Source organism: Endozoicomonas sp. ALC020 (genome assembly GCF_049275935.1).
Lineage (GTDB): Bacteria > Pseudomonadota > Gammaproteobacteria > Pseudomonadales > Endozoicomonadaceae > Endozoicomonas_A.
In genome coordinates this window covers 5,501,040-5,524,349 of the sequence record NZ_CP184830.1, presented here as the reverse complement: position 1 = coordinate 5,524,349, position 23,310 = coordinate 5,501,040, and the positions used below count along the sequence as shown (strand labels likewise).

General features: G+C 46.2%; 18 protein-coding genes and 1 pseudogene. 9 read left to right on the top strand and 10 right to left on the bottom strand.

The genetic code is table 11. The features are described 5' to 3' along the window. Positions 1–64 precede the first annotated feature (64 nt). Both ACOJUO_RS20245 and ACOJUO_RS20240 read right to left on the bottom strand, forming a co-directional pair. Positions 65–1,504, bottom strand: coding sequence for a hypothetical protein (locus tag ACOJUO_RS20245; RefSeq protein WP_422137941.1), 1,440 nt, complete (start codon positions 1,502–1,504; stop codon positions 65–67). 242 nt (positions 1,505–1,746) lie between these two features. Beyond that, positions 1,747–3,708 (bottom strand): cation:proton antiporter, encoded by a 1,962-nt coding sequence (locus ACOJUO_RS20240; protein WP_422137940.1) that lies wholly within the window; start codon positions 3,706–3,708, stop codon positions 1,747–1,749. 123 nt (positions 3,709–3,831) lie between these two features. Here ACOJUO_RS20240 and ACOJUO_RS20235 point away from each other — a divergent pair, with 123 nt between their 5' ends. Next, the gene (locus ACOJUO_RS20235; RefSeq protein WP_422133730.1) at positions 3,832–4,107 is read left to right on the top strand and encodes a glutaredoxin family protein; all 276 of its coding nucleotides are present in this window, start codon (positions 3,832–3,834) and stop codon (positions 4,105–4,107) included. 88 nt (positions 4,108–4,195) lie between these two features. Further along, entirely contained in the window at positions 4,196–5,083 is an 888-nt protein-coding gene (locus ACOJUO_RS20230; protein ID WP_422137939.1) for a cation diffusion facilitator family transporter, read from the top strand. Positions 5,084–5,183: 100 nt separating this feature from the next. On the opposite strand, the gene ACOJUO_RS20225 is transcribed toward ACOJUO_RS20230, so the two are convergent. The 3 genes from ACOJUO_RS20225 to ACOJUO_RS20215 all read right to left on the bottom strand — a co-directional run bounded on the left by ACOJUO_RS20225 (position 5,184) and on the right by ACOJUO_RS20215 (position 6,720). Further along, on the bottom strand, positions 5,184–5,453 hold the full coding sequence (locus ACOJUO_RS20225) for a type II toxin-antitoxin system YafQ family toxin (RefSeq protein WP_422140084.1): 270 nt from the start codon (positions 5,451–5,453) through the stop codon (positions 5,184–5,186). Then, the gene (locus ACOJUO_RS20220) at positions 5,446–5,724 is read right to left on the bottom strand and encodes a type II toxin-antitoxin system RelB/DinJ family antitoxin (protein ID WP_422133727.1); all 279 of its coding nucleotides are present in this window, start codon (positions 5,722–5,724) and stop codon (positions 5,446–5,448) included. The genes ACOJUO_RS20225 and ACOJUO_RS20220 overlap by 8 nt, the downstream gene beginning before the upstream one ends. A 195-nt stretch (positions 5,725–5,919) precedes the next feature. Next, positions 5,920–6,720 carry a TatD family hydrolase gene (locus ACOJUO_RS20215; protein WP_422137938.1) on the bottom strand — a complete coding sequence of 267 codons (801 nt, stop codon included), beginning with the start codon at positions 6,718–6,720 and terminating at the stop codon, positions 5,920–5,922. A 105-nt stretch (positions 6,721–6,825) separates the two neighbouring features. Here ACOJUO_RS20215 and ACOJUO_RS20210 point away from each other — a divergent pair, with 105 nt between their 5' ends. Next, on the top strand, positions 6,826–7,641 hold the full coding sequence (locus tag ACOJUO_RS20210) for an MOSC domain-containing protein (protein WP_422133725.1): 816 nt from the start codon (positions 6,826–6,828) through the stop codon (positions 7,639–7,641). Positions 7,642–7,708: 67 nt separating this feature from the next. Here the strand turns inward: ACOJUO_RS20210 and xthA are convergent, their stop codons facing one another. Next, positions 7,709–8,527, bottom strand: coding sequence for an exodeoxyribonuclease III (xthA, locus tag ACOJUO_RS20205; RefSeq protein WP_422137937.1), 819 nt, complete (start codon positions 8,525–8,527; stop codon positions 7,709–7,711). A gap of 215 nt (positions 8,528–8,742) precedes the next feature. Here xthA and ACOJUO_RS20200 point away from each other — a divergent pair, with 215 nt between their 5' ends. Both ACOJUO_RS20200 and ACOJUO_RS20195 read left to right on the top strand, forming a co-directional pair. Beyond that, positions 8,743–9,867: an efflux RND transporter periplasmic adaptor subunit gene (locus ACOJUO_RS20200; RefSeq protein ID WP_422133723.1), complete on the top strand. Its 1,125-nt coding sequence runs from the start codon at positions 8,743–8,745 to the stop codon at positions 9,865–9,867. Next, the gene (locus ACOJUO_RS20195) at positions 9,864–12,956 is read left to right on the top strand and encodes an efflux RND transporter permease subunit (RefSeq protein ID WP_422137936.1); all 3,093 of its coding nucleotides are present in this window, start codon (positions 9,864–9,866) and stop codon (positions 12,954–12,956) included. The genes ACOJUO_RS20200 and ACOJUO_RS20195 overlap by 4 nt, the downstream gene beginning before the upstream one ends. A gap of 87 nt (positions 12,957–13,043) precedes the next feature. On the opposite strand, the gene ACOJUO_RS20190 is transcribed toward ACOJUO_RS20195, so the two are convergent. From ACOJUO_RS20190 to ACOJUO_RS20180, 3 genes and pseudogenes are all read right to left on the bottom strand, one after another. Then, positions 13,044–15,890 (bottom strand): hypothetical protein, encoded by a 2,847-nt coding sequence (locus tag ACOJUO_RS20190; RefSeq protein WP_422137935.1) that lies wholly within the window; start codon positions 15,888–15,890, stop codon positions 13,044–13,046. A gap of 222 nt (positions 15,891–16,112) precedes the next feature. Then, the gene (locus ACOJUO_RS20185) at positions 16,113–17,720 is read right to left on the bottom strand and encodes a hypothetical protein (RefSeq protein ID WP_422133720.1); all 1,608 of its coding nucleotides are present in this window, start codon (positions 17,718–17,720) and stop codon (positions 16,113–16,115) included. A gap of 336 nt (positions 17,721–18,056) precedes the next feature. Continuing rightward, positions 18,057–18,644 (bottom strand): annotated as a pseudogene (locus ACOJUO_RS20180) (sugar phosphate nucleotidyltransferase); the annotation flags it as partial. Between the two features lie 234 nt (positions 18,645–18,878). Between ACOJUO_RS20180 and ACOJUO_RS20175 the strand changes: the two are divergent. Further along, positions 18,879–19,208 (top strand): MarR family winged helix-turn-helix transcriptional regulator, encoded by a 330-nt coding sequence (locus ACOJUO_RS20175; protein ID WP_317141597.1) that lies wholly within the window; start codon positions 18,879–18,881, stop codon positions 19,206–19,208. Between the two features lie 181 nt (positions 19,209–19,389). On the opposite strand, the gene ACOJUO_RS20170 is transcribed toward ACOJUO_RS20175, so the two are convergent. Continuing rightward, on the bottom strand, positions 19,390–19,692 hold the full coding sequence (locus tag ACOJUO_RS20170; protein ID WP_422133719.1) for a high-potential iron-sulfur protein: 303 nt from the start codon (positions 19,690–19,692) through the stop codon (positions 19,390–19,392). A 196-nt stretch (positions 19,693–19,888) separates the two neighbouring features. Here ACOJUO_RS20170 and ACOJUO_RS20165 point away from each other — a divergent pair, with 196 nt between their 5' ends. From ACOJUO_RS20165 to ACOJUO_RS20155, 3 genes are all read left to right on the top strand, one after another. Beyond that, on the top strand, positions 19,889–20,974 hold the full coding sequence (locus ACOJUO_RS20165; protein ID WP_422137934.1) for a DNA-binding protein: 1,086 nt from the start codon (positions 19,889–19,891) through the stop codon (positions 20,972–20,974). Next, positions 20,971–22,113: a tyrosine-type recombinase/integrase gene (locus ACOJUO_RS20160; RefSeq protein WP_422137933.1), complete on the top strand. Its 1,143-nt coding sequence runs from the start codon at positions 20,971–20,973 to the stop codon at positions 22,111–22,113. The genes ACOJUO_RS20165 and ACOJUO_RS20160 overlap by 4 nt, the downstream gene beginning before the upstream one ends. A 67-nt stretch (positions 22,114–22,180) precedes the next feature. Further along, on the top strand, positions 22,181–23,203 hold the full coding sequence (locus tag ACOJUO_RS20155) for a protein DA1 (RefSeq protein ID WP_422137932.1): 1,023 nt from the start codon (positions 22,181–22,183) through the stop codon (positions 23,201–23,203). The last annotated feature ends 107 nt before the right edge of the window (positions 23,204–23,310 follow it).

Here is a 23,310-nt window from a genome sequence, read left to right as displayed (position 1 = left end):
TTGCATAGAGCATCCTTTAATAATAAAAACACCTGAAAGCTTGAGGGGTTTGATAACTGAGACCTTAAGGTCTTGGCTTACAGGCATAGTCATAATTTCCCATCACGGTATGACCAAGTGCCAGTACCTTTCCTGCAGTCGGATAAGAATGACTTACCAGTGCAGAGCCCGTTTCATAGATCATGATTAACCCGGAGCCCTGGAGTATGTACATCATCATCGATCCGGGGAAGTATCGGAGGTTGAGGTAAAGCGAACCTGCCGTAATAGCGCCTCCCATGGCGAGCCCTGCCGTATCTTTAGCAATCGGATGATCGAACAGGTTTCGACCCAGAGTGATCGCCATTTCAGTGTTGACCAGACCCGCTGCTTCTAGAGCATTCACAAGATAGACCCAGGGCAAACCACTGGATAATTTCAATAAGGCCAGACCGCTCATGCTGGCCATAGAAACAGAAGCTAACCCTTTACATAAAACCAGTTTTTCTGACTCCCCATAGTGGGCATGAGGTAAAACATGATCAAAGTTTGCCATACAGTAATTCTCAAGAGAGCCAATGGTTTCATAAGCGGCACTGATCATCAGGCCGCCCGATAGGGATACGTGGTAGTATTTTCGACCGACATAACGAGCCATCGCCAATGAATACTGCTCAATATCTTTGGCGTTTATACCTTCCATGGCTGCTGAGTTGAGCAGACCCGTGTTTACCACCCCAGCCAGAAGGACAACGTAGATGGTTGTTACATCTCTTGATGCTGCCGCAGTCGCTTCGTAACTTGTAAAGCCTTTACTCAGGTAGATATTTTTTAAGTGAGTTCTCAGGGCTGATGCCATATTGCTGGTGACACCAATGGATTTAGCTCCGATGGCGAAATTTTCCAGCATATTCACTCCGGGTCCCGGAGATGGATTGTTGGCATTATAAAATTCAGCGAATAAATTAAGGCCAACAAATGAAAGGCCCGTCAGGACGTAACCGGCTGAAGGTTCTTCCTTATAACGCTGAGTCTCGTTGCTTTCTGTCGTTTTTATTTGGTCTAACACCTTTTCGACTTCGCGGTATTCTGCAACAGGTAGAGCGTATTCGTTGGTGAAGCTGGTCTGAGGGATGGACCAGGAAAGAATGGTGACCAGATTCAACAGAAAAACAGGCTTGTGCCAGTAATTATGAGGATCAACTCCGCCTGCTATTGAATTGGTAAAAGCTGATCCCAACAATGCGAAACCACCAAACTTGATTAATGAGGCGGATGGAAGACTGTTAAAATAATTAAAATTAGTCTCGTAGTCATTGCAGAAAAAAGGTTCTTGCTGCTGGATCAGGGTAGTATTCTGAGGAAGTTCTTCTCTGGAAACAATCGGATGTCCTTCCATGCCGGAGAAGTAGGGTGGCAAGTAAAATTCAAGAAAGATGGCGTGACTGTTTAAGGGCTTTATGGTCAGAATCAACATCAGCAAAAAACACGAACTGAGGGACAGCCGAATCGATCGAATGACCATAGTATTCACCTATTTTAATATTATAAAAGTTTTTGTTAACGCCCTGTTTTACACAGAAGTCCTTTCGAAAATTCATTATAGTGTCTGTTTGAATAATTATTAGGTTATTCTTGTATCATATTGAAATGAATGGAGTTCTTTTTATTATATAAATGGTGACTGTTATCTCACACTGAAAAAAGCTAAATGTTTCGGAAGGGTTTTGAGAATGTGGCAGCCCGTATTTCAGGACTGCCAAAATATCAGATAAGGTTCTTTTCAGATTGCTGCATAGGTGCAAGAGGCCCGGTCAGAATAACAATATCGTCTTGTTCGAGGGCATCCACTTCTTCCGGATCCAGACTTTGGCCGTCCCGTTTTACTTCAACAACAGAAACATCGTCTTCAAGCGGTAAATCACGGGGATTCAATCCTTCACAGGTATTACCCCGGCAAACGTTAACAGCATGCCGTAAAGAAGTTTCCTCGCTGTCTCCCATAACATCTTCATAGCCGGGATAGTAACCATTGAGAATATCGTATTGTTGTTCTCTGGCTTTATGGATCTTGTCTCTGACCTGATTACGATCTATGCCCAGCATTAACAGAACATGCTTGACGATCAACAAACTGGATTCGAGCACTTCAGGAATAACGGCTGTGGCACCGGCCTTTTTGAGTGAGTCTGTCAGACTGTCATCCTGGGTTCTGACCAGAATGGGAATATCCTGATAATGGGAACGAATTGTTTTGACAATCTCCAGGGCATTTTCACTGCGATCGATACAGACAATGACTTGCCTGGCGCGTTTCAAACCAACTGACTCCAGAAGCTCCAAACGACGCGAGTCTCCATAAAAGACAGGTTCGCCTGCAAGTCCGGCTTCATGAACATGTAAGGGGTCATTATCTACTGCTACAAAGGCCAGCTTTTCCTGCCCCAGGAATCGGCTTATTGTCTGTCCCACACGGCCGTAGCCGCAAATGAGGGTATGCTGTCTGATGTGGGAGACCTGCTGCTCAATATCGCCCTGATCAATTTGGGACTGTATAGCCTCCTGTTTCTTATATAAAAGATTGACAATTTTGCTGCTGTTTCTGATGAGCAATGGCGCCAGAATCATGGATAGAATAGTGATGGCCAGCACCACGGAAGCTCTTTCTCCCTCCGTTTGGCCATATTGAGTAGCCAGAGCAATGAGGGCAAAACAGAATTCCCCCCCCTGAGCCAGAGCCAGACCGGTTTTGAGTGAAGTGCTTTTTTTCTCTCTGAGCACCCTTGCCAGTAGCGTAATGATACCCAGTTTGAAGATGACCAGACCCACTGTACCCAGGATAATCGCTGGCCAGAAATTCAGCAGGATATTCAGATCCAGCATCAGCCCGACGGAGACAAAGAACAGTCCCAGTAAAATATCCCGGAAAGGTCGGATATCCGCTTCCACCTGATGCTTATAGTTACTCTCACCCATCATCATGCCAGCAATAAAACCACCCAGAGCCATGGACAAACCCAGAACATGGGTTAACCAGGCCGCCATCAGAGCAACCATGAGAGCGGTTAATACAAATAACTCTTCAGAGCGGGCCCTCGCGACTTCGTTGAAGACTCTGGGCAAAATCCATTTACCAACGGCCATCATGAGAAGGACAAAAAGCAGGCCCTTGGCCAGAGCCATGCTAATGGTGGTGAAGACTGATTTGTCTCCCGCCCCCGCCAGGGCTGGAACCAGAATCAGGAACAGAACTGCGGCAATGTCCTGGAACAGCAGCACACCAATCGCCATCTGGCCCTGACGACTGCGAATTTCATTGCTCTGGGTCAACTCTTTGGAAACAATCGCAGTAGAAGATAAAGCAAGAGCTGCTGCGACGATCAAAGCTTCTTTTACTGATGTTCCAACCACCAGCAAAACCGCAAAGATTCCTGCCCCACACAAGAGGACCTGCCCGCCCCCAAGCCCAAACACTTCCCGCTTCATGGACTTAATTCGTTTAAGCGAAAACTCCAGACCAAGAGTAAACAGCAGGAAGACCACGCCAATTTCTGCCAGCAAGCTGATATCAAAGCTATGATCGATCAAGCCGGTAGCGGTGGGGCCAAGCACGATACCCACCGCCAGATAGCCAAGGCTTTCGGGCAGATTCAGGCGATGAAACAGAGCAATGGCTCCCACGGAGAGAGCCAGAATTAACATCAATTGATTGAAAAAAGTAAAGTCCATCGTTTATAGGGCCTGGTTATTCTTTTTACAGTGAAAATACAGCTCTCTAGCAAAATTTTGGGGTGAGCTAAATGAACGGTTACAATTGTATCCGACTTAGCCTCCCGCTGTTCAGGAAAACTTGTGCTGCACTTATCTTTCTATACCACATCTGGTTGCCATCTGTGTGATCATGTTGAAGAGTTCCTTATAATTCTCGGCCAACATCCCCAACTTCATAGTCAATTCTGTTGGTCGGCGGTTGAAATCAGCGTATCTGACGATTTGATTGAACGATATGGTGTCCGAATCCCGGTGATCGCTACCGAAGAGGGCGACGAGATAGGCTGGCCGTTTGAAATGGAAGAGCTCGGAGAATGGATCTATAACCACCTGACTGAGCATTCATCCCGGAGTTGATGGCTTCTTAGTCAGGCTCCTAGGATTTTTATTACAGATTCAGTATTCTGAAACTAGGGAAACAGTTTACACAACATTGATGGATCGTATGTCTACAGCCTTTAAAAAAATCTCTGACAGCCATGAAAAGTTAATGAAGCTCGCTTCAATGGCCTCAGTCACAACTGCCGCCATCCTCTTATTCGTTAAAATTGCCGCCTGGTTTATGACCGGTTCTCTGAGTGTTCTGGCAACACTGCTGGATTCTGTCATGGATGTGGTTGCCTCGGTGATCACACTCGTGGCAGTCAAAATTTCCCTCGAACCTGCCGATAAAGAGCATCGATTTGGCCATGGCAAAGCTGAGTATCTGGCTGTTCTGGCTCAATCTGCTTTTATTTCTGGCTCGGCCATTATTTTGTTTCTCAGCGCAACTGACCAGCTGTTAGGAGAGGAAGGCAGCGTTGACAATGAAACAGTGGGCATGACCGTCATGCTTTTCTCGATCGTGGTGACTCTCATACTTCTGTCTATACAAAACTATGTTGTGAAGAAAACCGGATCTGCTGCCATTGCTGCAGACTCCGCACATTACCGGGTCGACCTGCTCACCAATGCCTCTGTTATTATTGCGCTCTATGGTGCCAGTCAGGGTTACTTCTATCTTGATCCGGGATTTGCTCTCCTGATATCGATTTATATGCTGGTCAGTGTTGGCAAAATGGCATGGCATGCGGTTCAACAGCTTATGGACCATTCATTGCCAGAGCAGCAGGTTCAGGACATTGAACGCATTGTGCTGGCTATTGAAGGGGTTCTTGGCATCCATGAGATGAGAACCCGTATTTCTGGTCGGGTTCCCTTTATCCAGATGCACATCGACCTTGATGGTGATCAGAGCTTGCACGAAGCTCATGATATTGGTCAGGCAGCGGAAGATGCCATTATGGCGTTCCTTCCCAATGCCGACGTCATTGTTCATCTGGATCCAAATTGAAAAAGCTAGTGCACCCAAGCCTTGATATTCATAGAGCCCACTCGTTCCTGGAGGTAACCCATCAATTATATTGAAACCGGCTACGGGAATGACTGACTTGCTAAAATAAGTCACTGTGAGAACCAATGCGAGCCAATTGCAGTTTTCTATCGTGGATGCGGTAGATCAATACCAAATCGGGTTTGATATGGCAGTCCCGGAAGCCGAGCCAGTCGCCAACCAATGCATGATCCATATGGCGGGCATCCAGCGTTTGGCCTCGCTGTAAAGTACCAATAACATCACCTACGGCAATAATATCTGCAATGGCCAGTTTGGTGATCTTTTTAAAGTCCTTCTTAAACTGATTGGAATATTCCAGGCTATACATCATTTACCTTGCCATCAGTCAGCTCATTCATTAAAACACTGACGGATTCGGCGCTTTGACCTTTGCCTTCATACAGTTCTTTCATTGCAGCCACCGAGGTTTTGTTGGGCTTCTGAACTCGCAGTTCAAAGGGGATTCCACCGTGATTGATTACCGCTTTGGCAAAGAGATTAATAGCCTGAGAAGTACTTAAACCAACAGCTTCGCAGATATTAGTAAAGGCGGCCTTGGTATCGTGATCGATACGGGCACTGAGCATTTCCTGCTTCATGTTTTACTCTCTATAAGTCAAATATGTATTACATTGCTATACATTGTACAACGAATTGTAGAAAGATATCGGCGATATTCAAGTGCAGTTGATGTCGCTTCCCTGGCTAAAAAAAGGAAATCCGGTCAAGGAAACCCGCCCTGAAGAGGTTGTCGCAAAACTCCAACCACTCTGCGCGGGAAGGCAAATGTAGAGTTACCGCTTCACCAGTCCGAAAAAGCTACTGGCCGTTTCTGATGTCTCTCTGGCCACTTGTTCATAGGTTTTTCCCGTTTGCTCGGCAATGGTTTTCACTACCCAGGACAAAAAGGCAGGCTCATTCCTCCTGCTCTTTGGTTTTTTGTCCATGCTTCTGGGCAGAAGCCAGGGGGCATCAGTTTCTATCATCAGGCGATTTGCCGGAATCTCTTTCAGTAATGAATGCAGGTGCGTACCACGCCTTTCATCACAAACCCAGCCGGTTATGCCAATGTGCAGATCCAGATCAAGGTATTGATAGAGCGCTTTTTTGTCGGCTGTAAAACAATGCACAACCAGCCCATCAAGATGATCTCTGAACTCTCTGGCAATGGCTGTAAAACGCTCAGCTGCATCGCGTTCATGGCAGAAAGCAGGAAGACCTGCTTCAACGGCCAGCTGTAACTGTTGCTGAAAAACGGTTTCCTGAATCGGTCTGGGTGAAAAATCCCGATTAAAGTCCAGACCCATTTCACCCGCAGCAACTACTGGCGGTGCCTGAAACAGCTCTTTCAGGACTTTGTAACAGGACTCTGTGGCATTTTTTGCATCGTGCGGATGAATACCAGCCGTTGAGTAGCAGTAATCGGAATACTTTTCGGCCAGTTCCAATGCCTGCTGAGACTCAACAACAGAGGTTCCTGTAAGAACCATCGTATTCACGCCTGCTTTAACGGCACGCGCCACGACTTCATCCCGATCCTCTGAAAATTGCTTATCGGTGAGGTTCACACCGATGTCCACCAGATTAGGGTTCATAAAACCTCGAAGTTACAGGTAAAAATCTGGTACATTCTCTCCAAAATAAGGTGGGCATGGCAATCGGGCTATGCGCTCAATCTTTAAATTCATAGTGAGACTTTAATGACTCATTCTTCCCTGACTGTGTCCCATCTTGCCATTCACCCGGTGAAGTCACTCAAGAAGATTTCAGTCGATCAGGCTGTTATTGATCCTATGGGATTTATTAATGATCGACGCTGGCTGGTCGTCGAGCCCGATGGCAAATTTATGACCCAGCGCCATTATCCAAAAATGGCATTGATTGCTGCCATTCCAGACGAAGGTGGATTGAACCTGTCTGCACCGGGCATGTCTGATCTCATCATTAAAGACCCGGAGCAAGCGTCTGCAGCCTCGCAAAAGCCTGTTGTGGTTTGGAAAGATGAAATGCAGGCGCTTGATGCGGGCGATGCCGCATCCCGATGGCTCACGGAATGTCTTGGCTTGCCATGCAGAATGGTTAAGTTCTCAAATCAGGTGCATCGTCAGGTGGATCTTCGTTTTGCCAATGAGGGCGACTGCACGGCTTTTGCTGATGGTTTCCCTTTTCTTCTGACCACAGAAGCTTCATTGCAGGAGCTTAACAGCCGCCTTGATACTCCGGTCACCATGGACCGTTTCAGACCCAATATTGTCGTTCAGGGCAACGAGGCTTATGCAGAAGATCGTTGGAAAAGAATCAAAATAGGTGAGGTGGTTTTCCGTGTCGCCAAGCCTTGCAGTCGATGTGTCATGACAACGGTTGATCCGGCAACAGGCGCCAAGACAGGAAAAGATCCGCTATTGACATTGTCAGGTTACAGAAGAACGGAGATGGGCGTCATTTTTGGACAAAACCTGATCCATGAATCAGAAGGCATTATCCGATTGGGCGACACCGTTGAGATTATCGAATAGGCTCAAAGAGCATTATAAAAATACTCTAGCCTCTTGATATAAGAGGCTATTTTGCATCAGATAACAATCAAACGTCGAATTCTACCCAGAGAGGAGCATGATCTGAAGGCTTCTCAAGACCACGAATATCGTAATCAATGCCCGTTGCTTTGCAGTGCGTCATCATAGAGTCCGTAGCGATAACACCATCTATTCGAAGACCTCGTTTGGGCTCACGATCAAATCCACGACTGCGGTAGTCAAACCAGCTGTAAAGTTCTTCGCTGTTCTTTTCAGGGCACACACGGAAGCAATCATTCAAGCCCCAGGCCAGAAGACGATCAAACCACTCTCTTTCTTCCGGCAGGAAACTGCATTTTCCAGTCCTTAGCCAGCGCTTTGCATTGTCGGGGCCGATACCAATGTCAGTATCCGTGTGGGAGATATTAAAGTCGCCCATAACCAGCAGAGGTTGACCCGGTGAATACTCTTTTTCCAGAGTGCTCATCAGATCCTGATAAAAAGCCTGCTTGGCTGGAAACTTGGTAGGGTGATCACGGCTCTCGCCCTGAGGGAAATAACCATTAATGACGGTAAAGGATTGGCCACTGTCGGTCTGGTATTCTCCGGTGATAAGACGCCTTTGGGCGTCAGGGCCATCGGTTTTGAAACCTTTCTCAACCCGGACAGGCTTTTTACGGCTCATTAAGGCAACACCATAGTGTGTTTTCTGTCCAAAATACTCAACATGATAACCCAGGGCTTCAATGGCCTCGACCGGGAAATCTTCATCAGTGACTTTGATCTCCTGCAGTCCAATGACCTCCGGCTGATGCTTTTCGATCAGTGCCTTGAGTTGATGCAGACGAACACGGATTCCATTGACATTGAATGTAATGACTTTCATAACCTTGAAACGGCTTCCTTAGGTGGTATCAGCTGCATCATAGCCGAAAAGCTCCAGGGTTATAAGCTGAAGAATCAGGGCCAAAGGTCAGAGAAGTGCAAATATATCAGCCTTTGCTTGCTGCTCAATGGTCAGCTTTTATATAGTTTCCTTTAAAGAATCGTACAAGGTCGTACGACATCTCAGGAACCATCACGACACATTGCGAACACTCTATGCCTGACATTAATCGATCCTGGATCCTTGCTGGAGGAATGGCTGGGCTTTTAGGAATCTATCTGCTGACCGCAGATGTGACTTCCATGTCCGATACCGGTAGATCCTCATCTGTGGCGAAAAACAGGCCTGTTGCTGAATTACCACTGACCAGAGTCTCAGCCAAAGTTTTTCCTGTTGAATCCATTCATCGTACGCTTAGCTTATTTGGCGAAACCCAGCCCGACAGGATCGTGACGATCAGTGCAGAAATCTCTGCCAGAGTGCTAGTCGCAACCGGCCAGAAAGGGCAGCTCATGAAAAGTGGAGAAGCTATCGTCACTTTGAAAGAGGGGGCATTACCGGCCCAGATTGCCACTGCCAAAGCCAGAGTCCGAAAAGCTGAGCTGGACTATGAATCAGCACTGTCACTGAAAAGTAAAAACCTGATTGCTGAGAATGATTTGCCACGACTGGAAGTGGACCTGAGCGAAGCGCGATCAGCTCTTGCAACGCTTGAAATTGATTTCGATAACACCCGAATCCGTGCTCCGGTAACCGGCATTCTGAATGACCGGTTTGTTGAGCAGGGTGATTATATTGAAACAGGGAAACCCGTCGCCGAGATACTCGATCTTGATCCTCTGGTGGTTGCCGTTGATGTTCCCCAGTCACATATTGCTGCAGTTACCCTGGGTGATAGCGCGGATATTCGTTTTGCTTCCGGTGAAACAGTCTCTGCAAAAGTTCGCAACATTGCCCGTCTGGCGGAATCGGGCACCCGAACCTTTAAGGTAGAACTCAGTCTGCCTAATGCAGCTATGGAGACACCGGCCGGTTTGAGTGTTGAGGCTGAACTTCAACTGGAACAAGTTGAAGCCATCAAGGCTTCACCGGCCTTATTAAGTCTGGATGAGACCGGTAACCCCGGCATCAAATGGGTGGATGAACAGGATCAGGTGCACTTCACTGCCGTTGATATTGTCAAATCTGAAGCCAGCGGTATCTGGCTTGGCGGTATTCCTGCCAGTGCCAGACTCATCACCAGAGGACAGGGTTTTGTCAGGGAAGGGGACCGGGTGATGGTTGAACTGGAGCAGGCTCTTGCGGCTAAAGGAGACAAGCTTGCAGGGGATACACCATGAGCAGCCTGATTGGCCTGTCGCTGGATCGCAGTCGTACAGTTCTGATGATGTTTATTCTGATTCTTATTTCGGGGATGGTCTCCTACCTGACGATTCCCAGAGAATCTTCGCCTGATATTCCTATTCCCTTCGTATATGTTTCCGTCAGCTACGAAGGCATTTCACCGGAAGATTCAGAAAGATTACTGATTCTGCCTCTGGAAAAAGAGCTCCAGGGACTTGAAGGCGTCAAGGAACTCTCTGCAACGGCTTCACAATCTCATGCCTCTGTCACACTTGAGTTTGAGGCTGGTATGGAGCTTGATAAAGCGCTTGCCGATGTCCGCGACAAGGTGAACCTGGCAAAAAGCAAGCTGCCAGATGGAACCGATGAGCCCGTCATTGAACAAATTACCATGGCCAGCGTAAACCCTGTGATGACTGCTATTCTCTCGGGCCATCTTCCTGAAAGAACCATGGTAAAGATTGCCCGAGCCCTGAAGGATGAGTTGGAAGCCCGCAAGGCGATTCTGGAAGTAGATATCGCTGGTGACAGGGAAGAAGTCGTAGACGTTATTATCGACCCTATGAAGCTGGAAAGTTATGGTCTGGTGCCTGCCGATGTCATTAACCTGGTTTCTCAGAATAATCAGCTGGTCGCTGCTGGCAGCATGGATACCGGCCAGGGTAGTTACTCTGTTAAAGTCCCTGCCGTTTACAAAACCCCGGCAGATATTCTTTCCCAACCAGTAAAAGTAGAAGAGAACCGGGTAGTGACCTTTGCAGATGTCGCTACCGTCCTGAGTACGTTTAAAGAGGGCGGAGGCTATGCCCGCCTGAACGGCGAAAACAGTATTGCCCTGGAAATAAAAAAGCGCCCCGGTGAGAACATTATCGAAGCCATTGAAGTGGCAAAAACTATCATCAATCATGGTATTGCAGCCGGACCCGAGACGTTGAAAGTGGATTACGTGGGTGATCAGTCCGAAGAAATAAAAAGGATGCTGACTGACTTGCAGAACAACGTCCTGTCTGCAGTGATTCTCGTTGTTATCATTATTATTGGTGCCCTGGGGGCTCGCAGTGCCTTTCTGGTGGGCATCGCAATACCCGGTTCATTCCTGTCGGGCATTCTGATTCTGGAGATTATGGGTCTGACCATTAATATGGTCGTGCTTTTCTCGCTGATTATGGCGGTAGGTATGCTGGTTGATGGCGCTATTGTTGTCACAGAATATGCAGACAGGAGAATGGGGGAGGGGATTCATCGCCAACAGGCCTATCTCGAAGCCTCTCGCAAAATGGCCTGGCCCATCACCGCCTCCACAGCCACAACACTGGCAGCATTCTTTCCACTGATGTTCTGGCCGGGAATGATGGGGGAGTTTATGAAGTACTTGCCCCTGACTCTGATTGCAACACTGGCTTCTTCACTGATCATGGCCCTGATTTTCATCCCGACGCTGGGTGCCATGATTGGCAAACCCCGCTCACTGGGGGCTGGAGAAAAAGCATCCATGCAGGCTGTTGAGTCAGGCGAATTTGATCAGACCACCGGATTCACCGGGCGATATGTTTCAGTTTTAGCCCGCGCGATAGACAACCCTGGCAAGGTGTTACTTTTTACCTGCATCACGGTAGCGCTGATTTTTACTCTTTTTATCAAGACTTCCCGTGGTGTTGAATTCTTCCCTGATGTAGATACTGATGCCATTATCATTACCGTAAAAGTGAACTCAGGGAACCTTTCCGTTGACGAAAAAGATGCCCTGATGGAAAACATAGAAGCCCGCCTGCTGGATCTGCCTGGCATGGAGACACTCTATGCCAGAACCGGAGATAATCAGGTTGTAGGGACCTTAAGAATCAATCTTGAAGACTGGCAGTACCGTGACACAACCCTGGCCATAGCCGGGGATGCTGAACAAAGATTGTCAGCATTCTCAGGGCTGGACATAGCCGTTGAACGTGTCAAGGATGGTCCTCCCGGCAGCAAGCCGCTGGAGCTGATTGTCAGGGCCGACAATCTTGACACTCTATACAATGCAGTAGCTAAAGCAAGAAACCTGCTCGAGAATCTGGGTTCTTTTACCAATATTGAAGATTCAGGGCCAGCACCCGGTTACGAGTGGCGTCTGAGTATTGATCGTGCTGAAGCTGCCCGATATGGAGCCGACGTTACAACAACCGGTAGTATGGTAAGAATGGTGACATCCGGATTAACAGTGGGGTCCTATCGCCCTGACGATTCCGACGATGAGGTGGATATACGCATCCGTTACCCTGAAAGTGAACGACATCTGGAAAGTATTGACCAGCTTCGTCTAATGACTTCTTCCGGACTGGTGCCCATCAGTAACTTTACAGAGCGAGAAGTCACTGGCAAGCTCGATAATATCAAGCGCATAGACGGTAAACGAAGCATCACTCTTTCAGCTGATCTGGTTGCTGGAGAGCTGCTTTCACAACAAATTCCGTTACTGACCCAAGCGTTAGCAGCGGCCAATTTTGGCGATGGTGTCAGCTTTGACTTTAAGGGCGAGGAAGAGGACCAGAAAGAGAGCGGACAATTCCTGATGCAAGCATTCAGCGTCGCACTGTTTGTCATGGCCATGATCCTGGTCACCCAGTTCAACAGTTTCTATCAGGCTGCATTAATTATGTCAGCCGTGATATTGGCCACCGGTGGCGTCTTCCTGGGACTGATGATCACCGGTCAGAGCTTTGGCATCGTTATGTGTGGCATCGGCATTATTGCCCTGGCGGGGATTGTCGTGAATAACAATATTGTTTTGATCGATACTTTCAATAGTCTTAAAAGAGAAGGGCACAGTGTACGAGAAGCGATTCTCAGAACTGGCGCTCAGCGTCTCAGGCCCGTTATGCTGACAACCATCACGACCGTATTGGGCCTGATGCCCATGGTATTGTCGATGAACATCAATATGTTTGATCATACTATCGAGATTGGAGCACCTTCCACCCAGATGTGGAATCAGCTGGCGACCTCAATAGCAGGGGGGCTGACCTTTGCCACTGTGTTAACACTGCTGGTGACACCCTGCCTGCTGATGATCTCCGGGAAATGGCGAACTCGTTCAGTTCGCTGATCTCTCAAAAGGGCATAATGCTTACTGTTGAACATTATGCCCTTCTGGCATCTAAGCCTGCAATTTGGATAAATCGCATCTCTATATCTATACACTTTCGTGCTCGAAAACAGCCGCAATTGCTTCAGATCGTTGATCGAAAGGCATTTGCTCAATGGTTTGAAGCTCCCTGTTTTTAACAGAGTCAATCACCGCAGTGGAAGTCGGCTCTTCTGTCGCCTCATGTCCCATGGCTCGAATACGTTCAAAGGTTTTGTCCATGTTTGCCTGATGCGTCTCTTTTAAATGGGCTTGCAGCTCGCGCTTCTGACCAAAATTAGTCCGACAGGCAAGGCAGAATGTCTTATGGAGGTATAACCCCTTCATTTTCCTTTTATCCAGGGGAATGAAGTTGTTATCCTTTCCAGCTGCCAGGTCATGAAGGTGTTTATTAAATGATTCAATATTGTGATAGACCTCCTGACATGGAATTGCCTTAAATGACTTAGGCGTTGCAGACTGCAGAGTGTCCGGTTTAAACAGTGATCTTGTCTCTTGTGGCTTTTTCTGCAAATAGCTAACAGCAGCAGCTGCCTGTTCCGGGTTTTTATCAAACCAGTCAAGGATTTTAGTAGTGCTTATTCGGGAGGCCGGATTGTCAGCATGGTGTTTATAAAGTTGTTGGAGCACTTTATTATATTTCAGTTGCCCGGCAGGTAGTGCTGAATGTCGGTGACGTCGTTGTTTTTTTGCGGGAGAGTTTACTTTTTTACGAAATACTTCGGTTATAAACTTGCGCTGGTCCTTATCAATCACGAATTCTGAGCGGTGTTTTTTCTCACACTGGCTTCCATCCGTGAGCATGTGCTCAAAAACAGTCATTTTAGCTGGATGGGGGAGGGTGCTTTTATCAGGATCAACAGGGGACTTTGTGCGTTTTCTGTAATTTGGGTTGTGCCTCTGTGCTGCGGAAATGGCTATTTGCTTACCTTCGACCAACACAGGAGTGCCTTCTGTACAGAAATTTTTAGCATAAAAATCCTTAACGCTTTTAGCAATTCTTTGTTTCAGGACGTGATCTCTGTGTTTGTTCTCTCTTATGGCAAGTCTCCGGTTCAAGCCATCTCGACATTCACAAAGATAACGGGTTGCTTCGCAAACAGTACACGTTGAACAGCGGCAAGTAATAAATTTACTTTGTTGTTCCCTCAGTTTTTCGTGCTCATCGGCCAGATCTGAAGGCTCCGAATCCTGTGTCAGTGTCAAGTCTTCCAATAGTTTTGGAATGGCAGTGCTCTCAGCATAAGCGCGGCTCATTTTCCAGTACCGTTGCTCAGCAATGGGTAATTCATCAAATACCTTAAGCAACTGGCTCAACTGCAAAGCCGTTACTTTAAAGGGAATAGGGATGCCAATATGTTGTTCAATGGCCAGTTTTTGTTCCTTAAGGTGACTAATGTATTGTTTGCGCTCTCGATAATATTCTTCTCCGTAGCTGATATTGCCCTGATTATCCTTTGTTACTGCAAATCCCTGCTCTTTGAACTGCTTTTTAATGAGTTTAGATTTCTCTTTTTTAATCTGCTTTGTCGTAGTTTTAATGGCCTCAATGAACCCTTGTCTGGCTTTCAGTCGTCTTTGTTCTTTTTGGAATGCTTTGAATTCTTCTGTTCCTAAAAACAGTTTCTGATTGTTGGGATTAGTATAAAACTGAGACAGTATTTCTTTTACTTGCGGAATAGGAGGTAACGTTTTCCATTCAGCCAGTTGTATTGGACGCGCCAACTGTTTAGTGGTGCTGTCGAAATAGTCTCCATTAGCAATCTCTTCACTGAGTGCATTACTTCTCCAGCTGACCACTGATCTATAGTTCATCAGGTAGTTATAAATGCCATCAAGGTAATGTAAGGTAAGGGCAATATTAGGGATGATCTCGGCCTCGACCGCTTTGCAAACCTTATCTTGCTGGGTTGGATCCTGCCACTGAGAATACAGGGGAGTCAGTTTATCGGTCTCGTCAATAAAGGCCCTGCCAATCATCAACTGAAAGGTTTCAAGTTTATGATCAGTCCATAACGATGGGTTTGCTACCAGCATAAAAGCAAAAGCGCCGATATCATAAGTCGATGAGATGCCTTTTTTCAGCTCCCGTTGAATGACTTTTTCGAATTGTTCTTTTCGACTGGCTCCTTCGTCTTCGTATGCGAAGGTATTGTCAGATATTTCCTTGGTAAAGAAAATCAGCAGATGGCAGACTCTGTTCATAGTGCATGCATTGTTCTTATCCACAGCACCGAACCAGATGTCTTTGACCAGACGGAAAAATGCCAGATATCCTAACGGTGATGGTGCACCCCTATAGCTTCGATAGTGGTCGGAGCAAACCTCCGACGTAGAATCGAAGTTAAACTTCACGTCACCTTTTAACACCAGTTCTGGCCAGTTTCTTTTAATATATCGAGCTTGCTCTTTGAGTTCAGGAGGCCAACCGTCGACAATGGTTGCAATTTCCTCACTATTGGGCCACAAGGTGGCATAGTGTTTGTCAAGTTTCTCGGCTACATCATTATTGACTGACTCTGCAAATTTTGTCAGTGCCTCGGCCAGCCGGGCTTTACCCTGAACGCCTGGTGTCCGTTTAATAGCTTCACTGAGCTGGTCAAAAAGAGGAAAACGACCAGTGCGCGAGCCCGAATCCAAAAAGTGGGATATAGCTTCATAGGTGGGGGTAATGTTTCTCTCTCGAAGTGTTTTCTCTGCTGCACTGATTTCTCGTTGTGAAAATCCCCGAATCTTCAAACTCTGTATTTCAAGTGGCTCTGTTGTAGAGGTATTTCGTGAGTGAAAAGTACTGGTTATTGATGCAGAATCCTCCTCCGAGTCACTCAGACCCACTAACCAGAACCTTTCATTCTGCTCGGTTGTACTTCGATTTAGCGTCGATGAAATATCCATTTAAATTTTCTCCAATCTTTAACTGCCTCTGTTAATGACCAAAGTGGGCAACACTCAAAGAATTGCTGGTAACCCTCTGTGAAAAAAGCCATAAAACTGCAGAGTGGCCATAATAGCGAAGTTGAATTACCCTCTATGGGTACTTGTAAATATTGACCAGTGAATTAAACAAAAGTTCCATAAAATGAATAAAATAAAAGTTCCATTTTCTCCAATCTTTATTCAGGCCGGATCGTTATCAGTGGGCTGGCTCGGGCTACTCTCACTGTCGCCCGGAGGCTTGCCACTCAAGTTAAGCTGCAGTTTTTCGGCCAATTCATGTTTACGCATCAACTCCCACACTTTTACCTGAGCCTGGTCAAAGTCAAAATTGCCAGATGGCTCACATTGTGCTGCCTCGTCGGCATCTTGCCCTTTATTTCTCAGAGCCAGCAGCCGTGCTTCAGCCACACAGTACCGTCCAGCTGCCTGTTCACAAAGACTCAGGGTCAGGTCAAGGTTGGGAATAGTCGAAGCTCCAAATTCATTAAGCGGGTTTCTCGACCTTAGCGCTTCCAGCATAGAGCATGCTTGCGTCTTTTTTTCATAGGTCTGTTCTTTCAGCGAGCTTGCAAGCCCTATGATAATATTTTGGCATTCACTAACACTCAGCGTGAACGGGCCTTCGTTCAAAATGTCTCGGAATAATCCTTCCGCATGTCTGAAATTTTGTTTTTCTAGTTCTATGAAAGCTTCACGCATTCTATCTTTAGCGGTAGTCTTGTTTTTACTTGTTACGGGATCTGTTGTGAAATCTGCTCGATTGACTCCTTTCCTGACGTAGATTTGCACCTGCGTACAGCTTAACAAAGTCCCTCGCATAAGAGTTTTATCACGCAATTCATAGTTTTCTCTGAGAAACTCTATTGTCTCTTTTGACACAGACAAAAAATGATCCTGTTGGTCGTCATCTTCGACAATAATGAGAACAACCACTTTATTTAATGCTTCTGATTCAGTGTATTTTTTTACCAGAGGAAAGCTAATAGGATGCCCCGGGAAGTCAGGGAAACTCATAAATAATACTGAGTTCTTATCAAAAAAAAAGGGAGTAATATCATCGCCCGTCAAATCCTTATCATTTACCTTCAGAAAAGGAGAAAGAGCTTTCTCTGCTAAGCCATGATCTTCTTTATCGTAGAGACTTCTGGCAGGTGAATAGTCGTAAGGTCTCACAGTAAAGCCTGCCATGGCAAATAGCGCACTGTGATAACAAAAAGGCCCTGAGCCTGCATCAATGATAACATTGTCTTTTGGATCTAGATTTAAGTTGTCCTCCAGAAAACAGCGAATCTCATCAAACTCGGACGGCAATAATGGAGCATATGTTACTATGTCCCCAGCTAAAAGAGCTTTACGTTCAGCCATAAACTTATGATATTGGATTAATCCAACTATTGAGTCTTCTGAAATATCACAAATATCACGGCATTCGCCCGGTCTATTGCTAACCTCAAACTTCTTGCCGGGATGAGCTTCCGCCTTAGAGATTTCTTGCCAGTAAATAAGACCAATACTACTGACATCAGTAAAATCCAGTTTTGGTTTGCGTTCAGCCGCTTTACAAGCATTTACATCGAAAGCAACTGCTCTGGAGGAAATTTCGATCTCTTTCTGTCTTGTTGCAGGGTCAGGTGTGAAATCTGCTTGATTGATTCCAGATGGCTCACCGCTGACAGACCTCACGGTTCTGCATGAGGCATTGCCATAATTCTCATTACCATCGTTTTTAGCACTATAACCAGACTGGCTTGGTCCCGGATTACATGAGGTGTTAGTTAATCTGTCCATCGTTTTATTCTCTTGGCTTTATCCATGATGAAGGAAAGTTACCCTCTACAGGTACTTACGCTTGTTGACCAGTGAATAAAAAAAAAGTTCCGTAAAACAAAGGAAAAGGGTCTTGAATCTTGAATAGTTCCAAGGAAAAAGTATCTTACGTGCAGGTAAATTTGCTTTAGGTGCACATTGCGGCTACATGACTCGAAATTTATAGAATATGAACCTTGATGCGGAGGAAGGAGGAAAGCTCCATAAGCCAGCGTAAGTTGAAAGCCTCATTATATATTTAACATAATACATATTATGCGCAATCGAAGGATATCAAGAAGTCATCAATAGATGACTGCCCGGAGGTGTTTCTCTGAGGATGTCGAAGATATCCGGCGTTAAAATATAGCGACCAATAGCTTGATCATTTCACCGCTGATAACCCCATATTTGCAGGCCTCTTCGGCAGGCACTTCCGCGATGGCGACAATACTGCAACGGAACTGTTTGTACAGGTTAACCATCTGGGACAGAACACCTTTTCCATCAAGGTTGATACAGAGGTCGTCGGCTAAGACGACAGCGAACGGCTCATCTCCAATCAAAGTTTCTCCGGTCAGAATGGCATGACCCAGTCCTTTCATTTCACGCTGACGTGTATAGGAGAATGTACATTCGTCCATCAAACCCCGAATACCCGAAAGGGTTTGTTCCCTGGATCTGATGTTCCAGTTCATAATTTATATTAAAGTGGTCGTCCAAAGCCCGTTTACCACGTCCTGTAACGATGCAAATCTCATGCAAATCACCTTGCAGGGCTTCATCAACGCCGTACTCAATAAGGGGTTTGTTTACGATAGGCATCATTTCCTTGGGCATGGATTTGGTCGCAGGCAGAAAGCGTGTCCCGTAACCAGCAGCAGGAAAAAGGCATTTTTTGATCATGGATTAATAGTAGCCTTACTTGTTTCAAAGCGTAACAGCTATGCTACCTTTGCATTAAAATAGACGACCTGACTCTTAAAATTTGCCAGATCAGTATAAAACTGTCTAATATTTGTTCTGGTACCTCTGTTGTTGCACCCGTTGTGCAGTATGCTTTAGAGGCCGAAAAATAAGAAGTATACGACGCCTTAAGTTCACAGCGCGCCCATAACCTAACCTAAAGGTAGATTAATAATGACATTAAAAGGTCTGATTAAACTTACCCACCTGCTTCAGGAATACCCACTTACCATTATCCAATGGCAGATCCTGCTGGTAGTGGCTGAGAATCCTGGCGAAACCATAACTGACCTGGTGAATGCTGAAAAACTGACCTGTGGCACACCCAGCGATATTGCTGTCAGTGTGAAGCGTCTGGGCGAAGGCCGCCATGACCGCCCTGGTCTGGGTCTGATCAAAAAGGCTCAACATGAGGACGACGGTCGTTATTTCAAACTAACCTTAACTCCCAAAGGTAAAAAGCTGGTCGAAAAAGTAAAATCCAAAGCTCGCTATATTAAGTGACCCTCCCTTTGGGCTCAGGAATGCTGCTAGCGGGTATATTAGCAAGTACGACTTTCCAGCTTGAGCCCTTACTGCGGTTTATATTGCGCCCGACTCTGATGGTTGTACCGGACGCATCGTTCTACCTGCTATAAAGTCACTCTTCAGATAGCCCCGAACAACGAATCGTTGAAAGGGTAAATTATTTCGGTTTTGCTACCCAGGCTGTGCACCAACCACCCTCCTCTACTCTGCGACCAGCAAAAAGTGTACAGCCATTATTCTTACTAGCCTCAAAGAACATACAGTTTTTGCAGATATCCCCTTCCTTATATTTTGGATTGCCCTTGGCCTCAGAAGCCTCCTTCACGTAGTTGAGAGCTTTTGCCTGTGGATCGTCTTCCTGAACTTCACCAGCGGCTGCTGGTTCCGCAACAGTATCCATGGCAACCAGTGGGATTAAGGTGCAAGCCAACCCAAGCTGCATAAACTTTCTTCTATCCATTTTCAGTCCTCATCGTATGTCATTCATCAAAATAGTTTTGTACGCATTCAGATTTAAAGCAGATCTTTAGAATTTTCGCAAAAACTATTACTTACTACCGGTAAGTTCAGTTACCGGTAGTAGATAAAGAACTTTAATACTATCAATACCAGTATTATAATACTGGTATTGATAGTATGTTCCCGGGTAAAAAATCATGGATAACAAAGCCAATAGCGAGAACCAGAAGGAAATTCAGCGCAGAGAGCTGGTTTTCAGAGTCCTCGACGATCTCAAGACCAGAGGAGAACGAATTAATGCCGATAAACTGGCCCGCATTGCCAAAATGGGGAAACAAACGGTTTTGCCCTATTACAATGAGTGGCGCTTTCTGGATGACGCCCAGAAAGAGACAAACGAAGAGCTACCTGCTGATCTTGTGCGTGTTCTGAAACGCTCTCTCATCCAATGGAAACATGATGCAACCGCCTTGCAGCGTGACTTTGAAGATCAAGCCAATCAGGAAATTGACGAGCTGCAACAGGTAGTACAGCAGTTCTCTGAAGAACGACTGGCCCTGGAACACCAACTGGAGCAACTAACGGCTGAAAATGAGGTGCTACAAGAAAATGGAAAGAAGCTGATTCAGCAACAATCAGAGCATGAGAAAAGCATCATTCAATTGAAGGAACAGCTAAACGCAGAGATCGAAAAAAATAACAAGCATGAAGAAACTCTGGCTTGCAATAAAAAAGAACATACCAATGCCCTCTCCTCTCTAGAGACTAAGCTCGACAGTCAGTACCAGGCACAAATCAACCACTGGATCAAAACCGTAGACAGTGAACGTCGGCTAAGAACAGATATTGAATCCAAGCTGGAGAAACAGAAAGAATACGGATTGGCTGCCGAGAGGGCTCACAATGAAATTCAATATCGATTGGAAGCCAAGTCTAAAGCCCATTTGGAAGCTTGCGAAGAGAGGAATCATTACAAAGCCATTGTTAAAGAATCAGATCCGCAACTTCAGGCTATTAAAGAGCTGGCACTACTTATGAACCTGCCTGTTGAAGCGATTACCAGCGCAGTGCGACAGCTTATGGATACAGAACAAAAGGCCCGACATAACGAGGATGTCATCAAAGAGTCCAGAAGGCATCAAGCTGACCTTGAGCAAAAGAACCGGGAGCTACAGGAAGAACTTGATTCAACAAAAGCACTGGAGCGCGAAGTTGAACGACTTAAAGGCTATAACGATGCTCTAAAGCTGTCTATTGAACAAAGCAAAGAGAGCAGGCCATGAGTTTACCAGTGCTCTCAAAACTTCTGCTACTTCCCGGGGGCAACCATCCAAACCATCAGTCCGACTTATCGTCGTTCAATACTGATATGACCGGCGCTGTCAATGACAGTGAGATTCTTACTTTGTTTCTGAACAAATCTGCAGCCCGCTCCAGCGAGACGCTCAGACGCTATGAAAGAGAAATCCTGCGTTTCAGCGCCTGGTTGTATCAGGATATGGGGGCAACTTATAAAGAGGTTCGGCTGAAGCATCTTCAGATGTATCTTCATCATGTACAAAATCTGCCAGATCGCTGGCTAAAGAAAGGTATTATCCCAGGACAACCAGAAAGAATACTGTTTAAGGCATCCATCAAGCCCGGAAAAAGCACTGATCAGGTCATAGACGTACTCTCATCTTTCTTTTCTTTTCTGGAGAAAAATCGATACACACCGGGCAACCCGGCTGTTTCATTGATTCGTTCCGGCGAAAAGCTCGCCAGGGGCACTTCTATTGTCCGCTTTTTTCATGAAGAAGAATGGCAGCATTTACTGAACTGCCTTGAGCTGCAAAGGCATAGTGAGCGCATCTCTGAATCAGAGTTAGCAAGAACACGCTACATCATTATGCTGGGCTACAGTCTCGGACTTCGAGAGTCTGAACTGACCGGACATAGCTGTAATGATATTCACCCGGATATTGAAGGCGGCTATTTTCTCAGTATTCTGGGGAAGGGTCGAAAACGTCGTCAGCTGCCACTGAATAACAAGCTTATTGAAGAGATCAAGGCGTTCAGGCAAAGGTTTCACTATGAAGGCCTGTTGGGGGACGACTTCCCATTAGCTCCCAGAACACGCAAAATTCAGGGCAAAATGGGCGGACTTTCCTCCAGAGGTTTACGTTTCTGGTGGCAGAGCTTTATGGACTTCTGCGCTTATCAAGCAAACGGGATGGCTATCAGTAAGAGCCTGCGGGCAAGTCGATTCAAGGCTATGCCTTTCCACGCTCTGCGACACACTGCATTGACACACCTTGCCCGTCAGATGGACATAGAAGATCTGGCCATTTTTGCAGGTCATGACTCGATCAATACCACCAGCCAGTACTACCACACTGAGGCCAAGAGATTGAAGCAAATGACTGCAACCCATTTCCTCTGAATCATCAACAGCTTTAACCTGCTCCTGCTAAAGTTATTGAGTAAGCATCACATGGCCAGGGAAGGACATGAATTTCTGCAAGAGCTGTCGAAAGCCAATCCACGGAAATGGTCTGGAAGCCCTTGGTAGTCATTGGCACACACATTGTTTTAACTGTCGAACCTGCAAAAAACCGCTTTTGAACAAACCGTTTGTTGGCTTTAATGGCCGTCCTTTTCATCCAAGATGCCTGAAATGCCCCGGATGCCGGAAGACCATCAAAGACAAATACATAGAAAACGATGGCATGCCCTGGCATCTGGACTGCTACCTGAAGCAGCATCATCCCCCCTGTGCTGTCTGCCGCAAACCCCTCGGTGAACAATATTTGATGGATTTTTGGGGCAATACCTTCTGCGAGACCCATCAGGACTACACCAATTGTTCAAGTTGCGGCCGCATAGTCTGCAAAAACATCACCGATGGCGGCATGTCTTTCCCGGACGGTCTGGTGATCTGCAACCTCTGCAATCTTCACGGTGTAGTTTCTCAGGAAGAAGGGGACAGAATCATGGAGCAGATGCGCTCTGCCCTCTCCTCTGTAGGATTGAATTTGCATCAATCCAAAACCCCACTGACACTGTGCGGTCGTGATGAACTCAGGGAAGCCAGCCGACATAACTTTCATAATGAAAGGCCAATACTGGGTCTGGCACGATGGAGTATCTCTACGAAAGCCAATGGTCAGGTCATTGCCCGAGAGTTCAACGATATTCTGATCCAGAGACATCTGCCAGAAGAACATTTCCGGACCGTAGCCATCCATGAATTAACCCATGCCTGGTTCTTCTACAACAACTATCGCGACCTACCACTGGAAGTTGAAGAAGGTATCTGTGTCATGATGGAGTACATATGGTTGAAAAGTCAGGATACAAAGGACGCAGAATTCCGGAGAATGGCGATAGAAAACAGCGATGATCCTGTCTACGGCCTTGGTTTTCAGAAGGCCAAAGCTTCACTGAAATTAATGCCTTTGAAAACACTGCTGCAATTCATCAAAGAACGGAAAACGTTCCCTACCCGTTGGAGCGCATTCTTTTATCATTAAGTCAGGACAAAAAAAAACAGATGTCGTTCTATACACCATTGTCGGGAGTCCGTGCACAGTCTGATTGGATAAGTATAAATACAACACCTAGACTTCCTACCGACTTC

Excerpts from the sequence above, each read along its gene's own strand:
- ACOJUO_RS20245 (WP_422137941.1), bottom strand. The coding sequence starts at position 1,504 with ATGGTCATTCGATCGATTCGGCTGTCCCTCAGTTCGTGTTTTTTGCTG.
- ACOJUO_RS20240 (WP_422137940.1), bottom strand. The coding sequence starts at position 3,708 with ATGGACTTTACTTTTTTCAATCAATTGATGTTAATTCTGGCTCTCTCC.
- ACOJUO_RS20170 (WP_422133719.1), bottom strand. The coding sequence starts at position 19,692 with ATGGATAGAAGAAAGTTTATGCAGCTTGGGTTGGCTTGCACCTTAATC.
- xthA (WP_422137937.1), bottom strand. The coding sequence starts at position 8,527 with ATGAAAGTCATTACATTCAATGTCAATGGAATCCGTGTTCGTCTGCAT.
- ACOJUO_RS20185 (WP_422133720.1), bottom strand. The coding sequence starts at position 17,720 with ATGGACAGATTAACTAACACCTCATGTAATCCGGGACCAAGCCAGTCT.
- ACOJUO_RS20155 (WP_422137932.1), top strand. The coding sequence starts at position 22,181 with ATGAATTTCTGCAAGAGCTGTCGAAAGCCAATCCACGGAAATGGTCTG.
- ACOJUO_RS20225 (WP_422140084.1), bottom strand. The coding sequence starts at position 5,453 with ATGTATAGCCTGGAATATTCCAATCAGTTTAAGAAGGACTTTAAAAAG.
- ACOJUO_RS20195 (WP_422137936.1), top strand. The coding sequence starts at position 9,864 with ATGAGCAGCCTGATTGGCCTGTCGCTGGATCGCAGTCGTACAGTTCTG.
- ACOJUO_RS20220 (WP_422133727.1), bottom strand. The coding sequence starts at position 5,724 with ATGAAGCAGGAAATGCTCAGTGCCCGTATCGATCACGATACCAAGGCC.
- ACOJUO_RS20230 (WP_422137939.1), top strand. The coding sequence starts at position 4,196 with ATGTCTACAGCCTTTAAAAAAATCTCTGACAGCCATGAAAAGTTAATG.
- ACOJUO_RS20190 (WP_422137935.1), bottom strand. The coding sequence starts at position 15,890 with ATGGATATTTCATCGACGCTAAATCGAAGTACAACCGAGCAGAATGAA.
- ACOJUO_RS20215 (WP_422137938.1), bottom strand. The coding sequence starts at position 6,720 with ATGAACCCTAATCTGGTGGACATCGGTGTGAACCTCACCGATAAGCAA.
- ACOJUO_RS20165 (WP_422137934.1), top strand. The coding sequence starts at position 19,889 with ATGGATAACAAAGCCAATAGCGAGAACCAGAAGGAAATTCAGCGCAGA.
- ACOJUO_RS20210 (WP_422133725.1), top strand. The coding sequence starts at position 6,826 with ATGACTCATTCTTCCCTGACTGTGTCCCATCTTGCCATTCACCCGGTG.
- ACOJUO_RS20200 (WP_422133723.1), top strand. The coding sequence starts at position 8,743 with ATGCCTGACATTAATCGATCCTGGATCCTTGCTGGAGGAATGGCTGGG.
- ACOJUO_RS20160 (WP_422137933.1), top strand. The coding sequence starts at position 20,971 with ATGAGTTTACCAGTGCTCTCAAAACTTCTGCTACTTCCCGGGGGCAAC.
- ACOJUO_RS20175 (WP_317141597.1), top strand. The coding sequence starts at position 18,879 with ATGACATTAAAAGGTCTGATTAAACTTACCCACCTGCTTCAGGAATAC.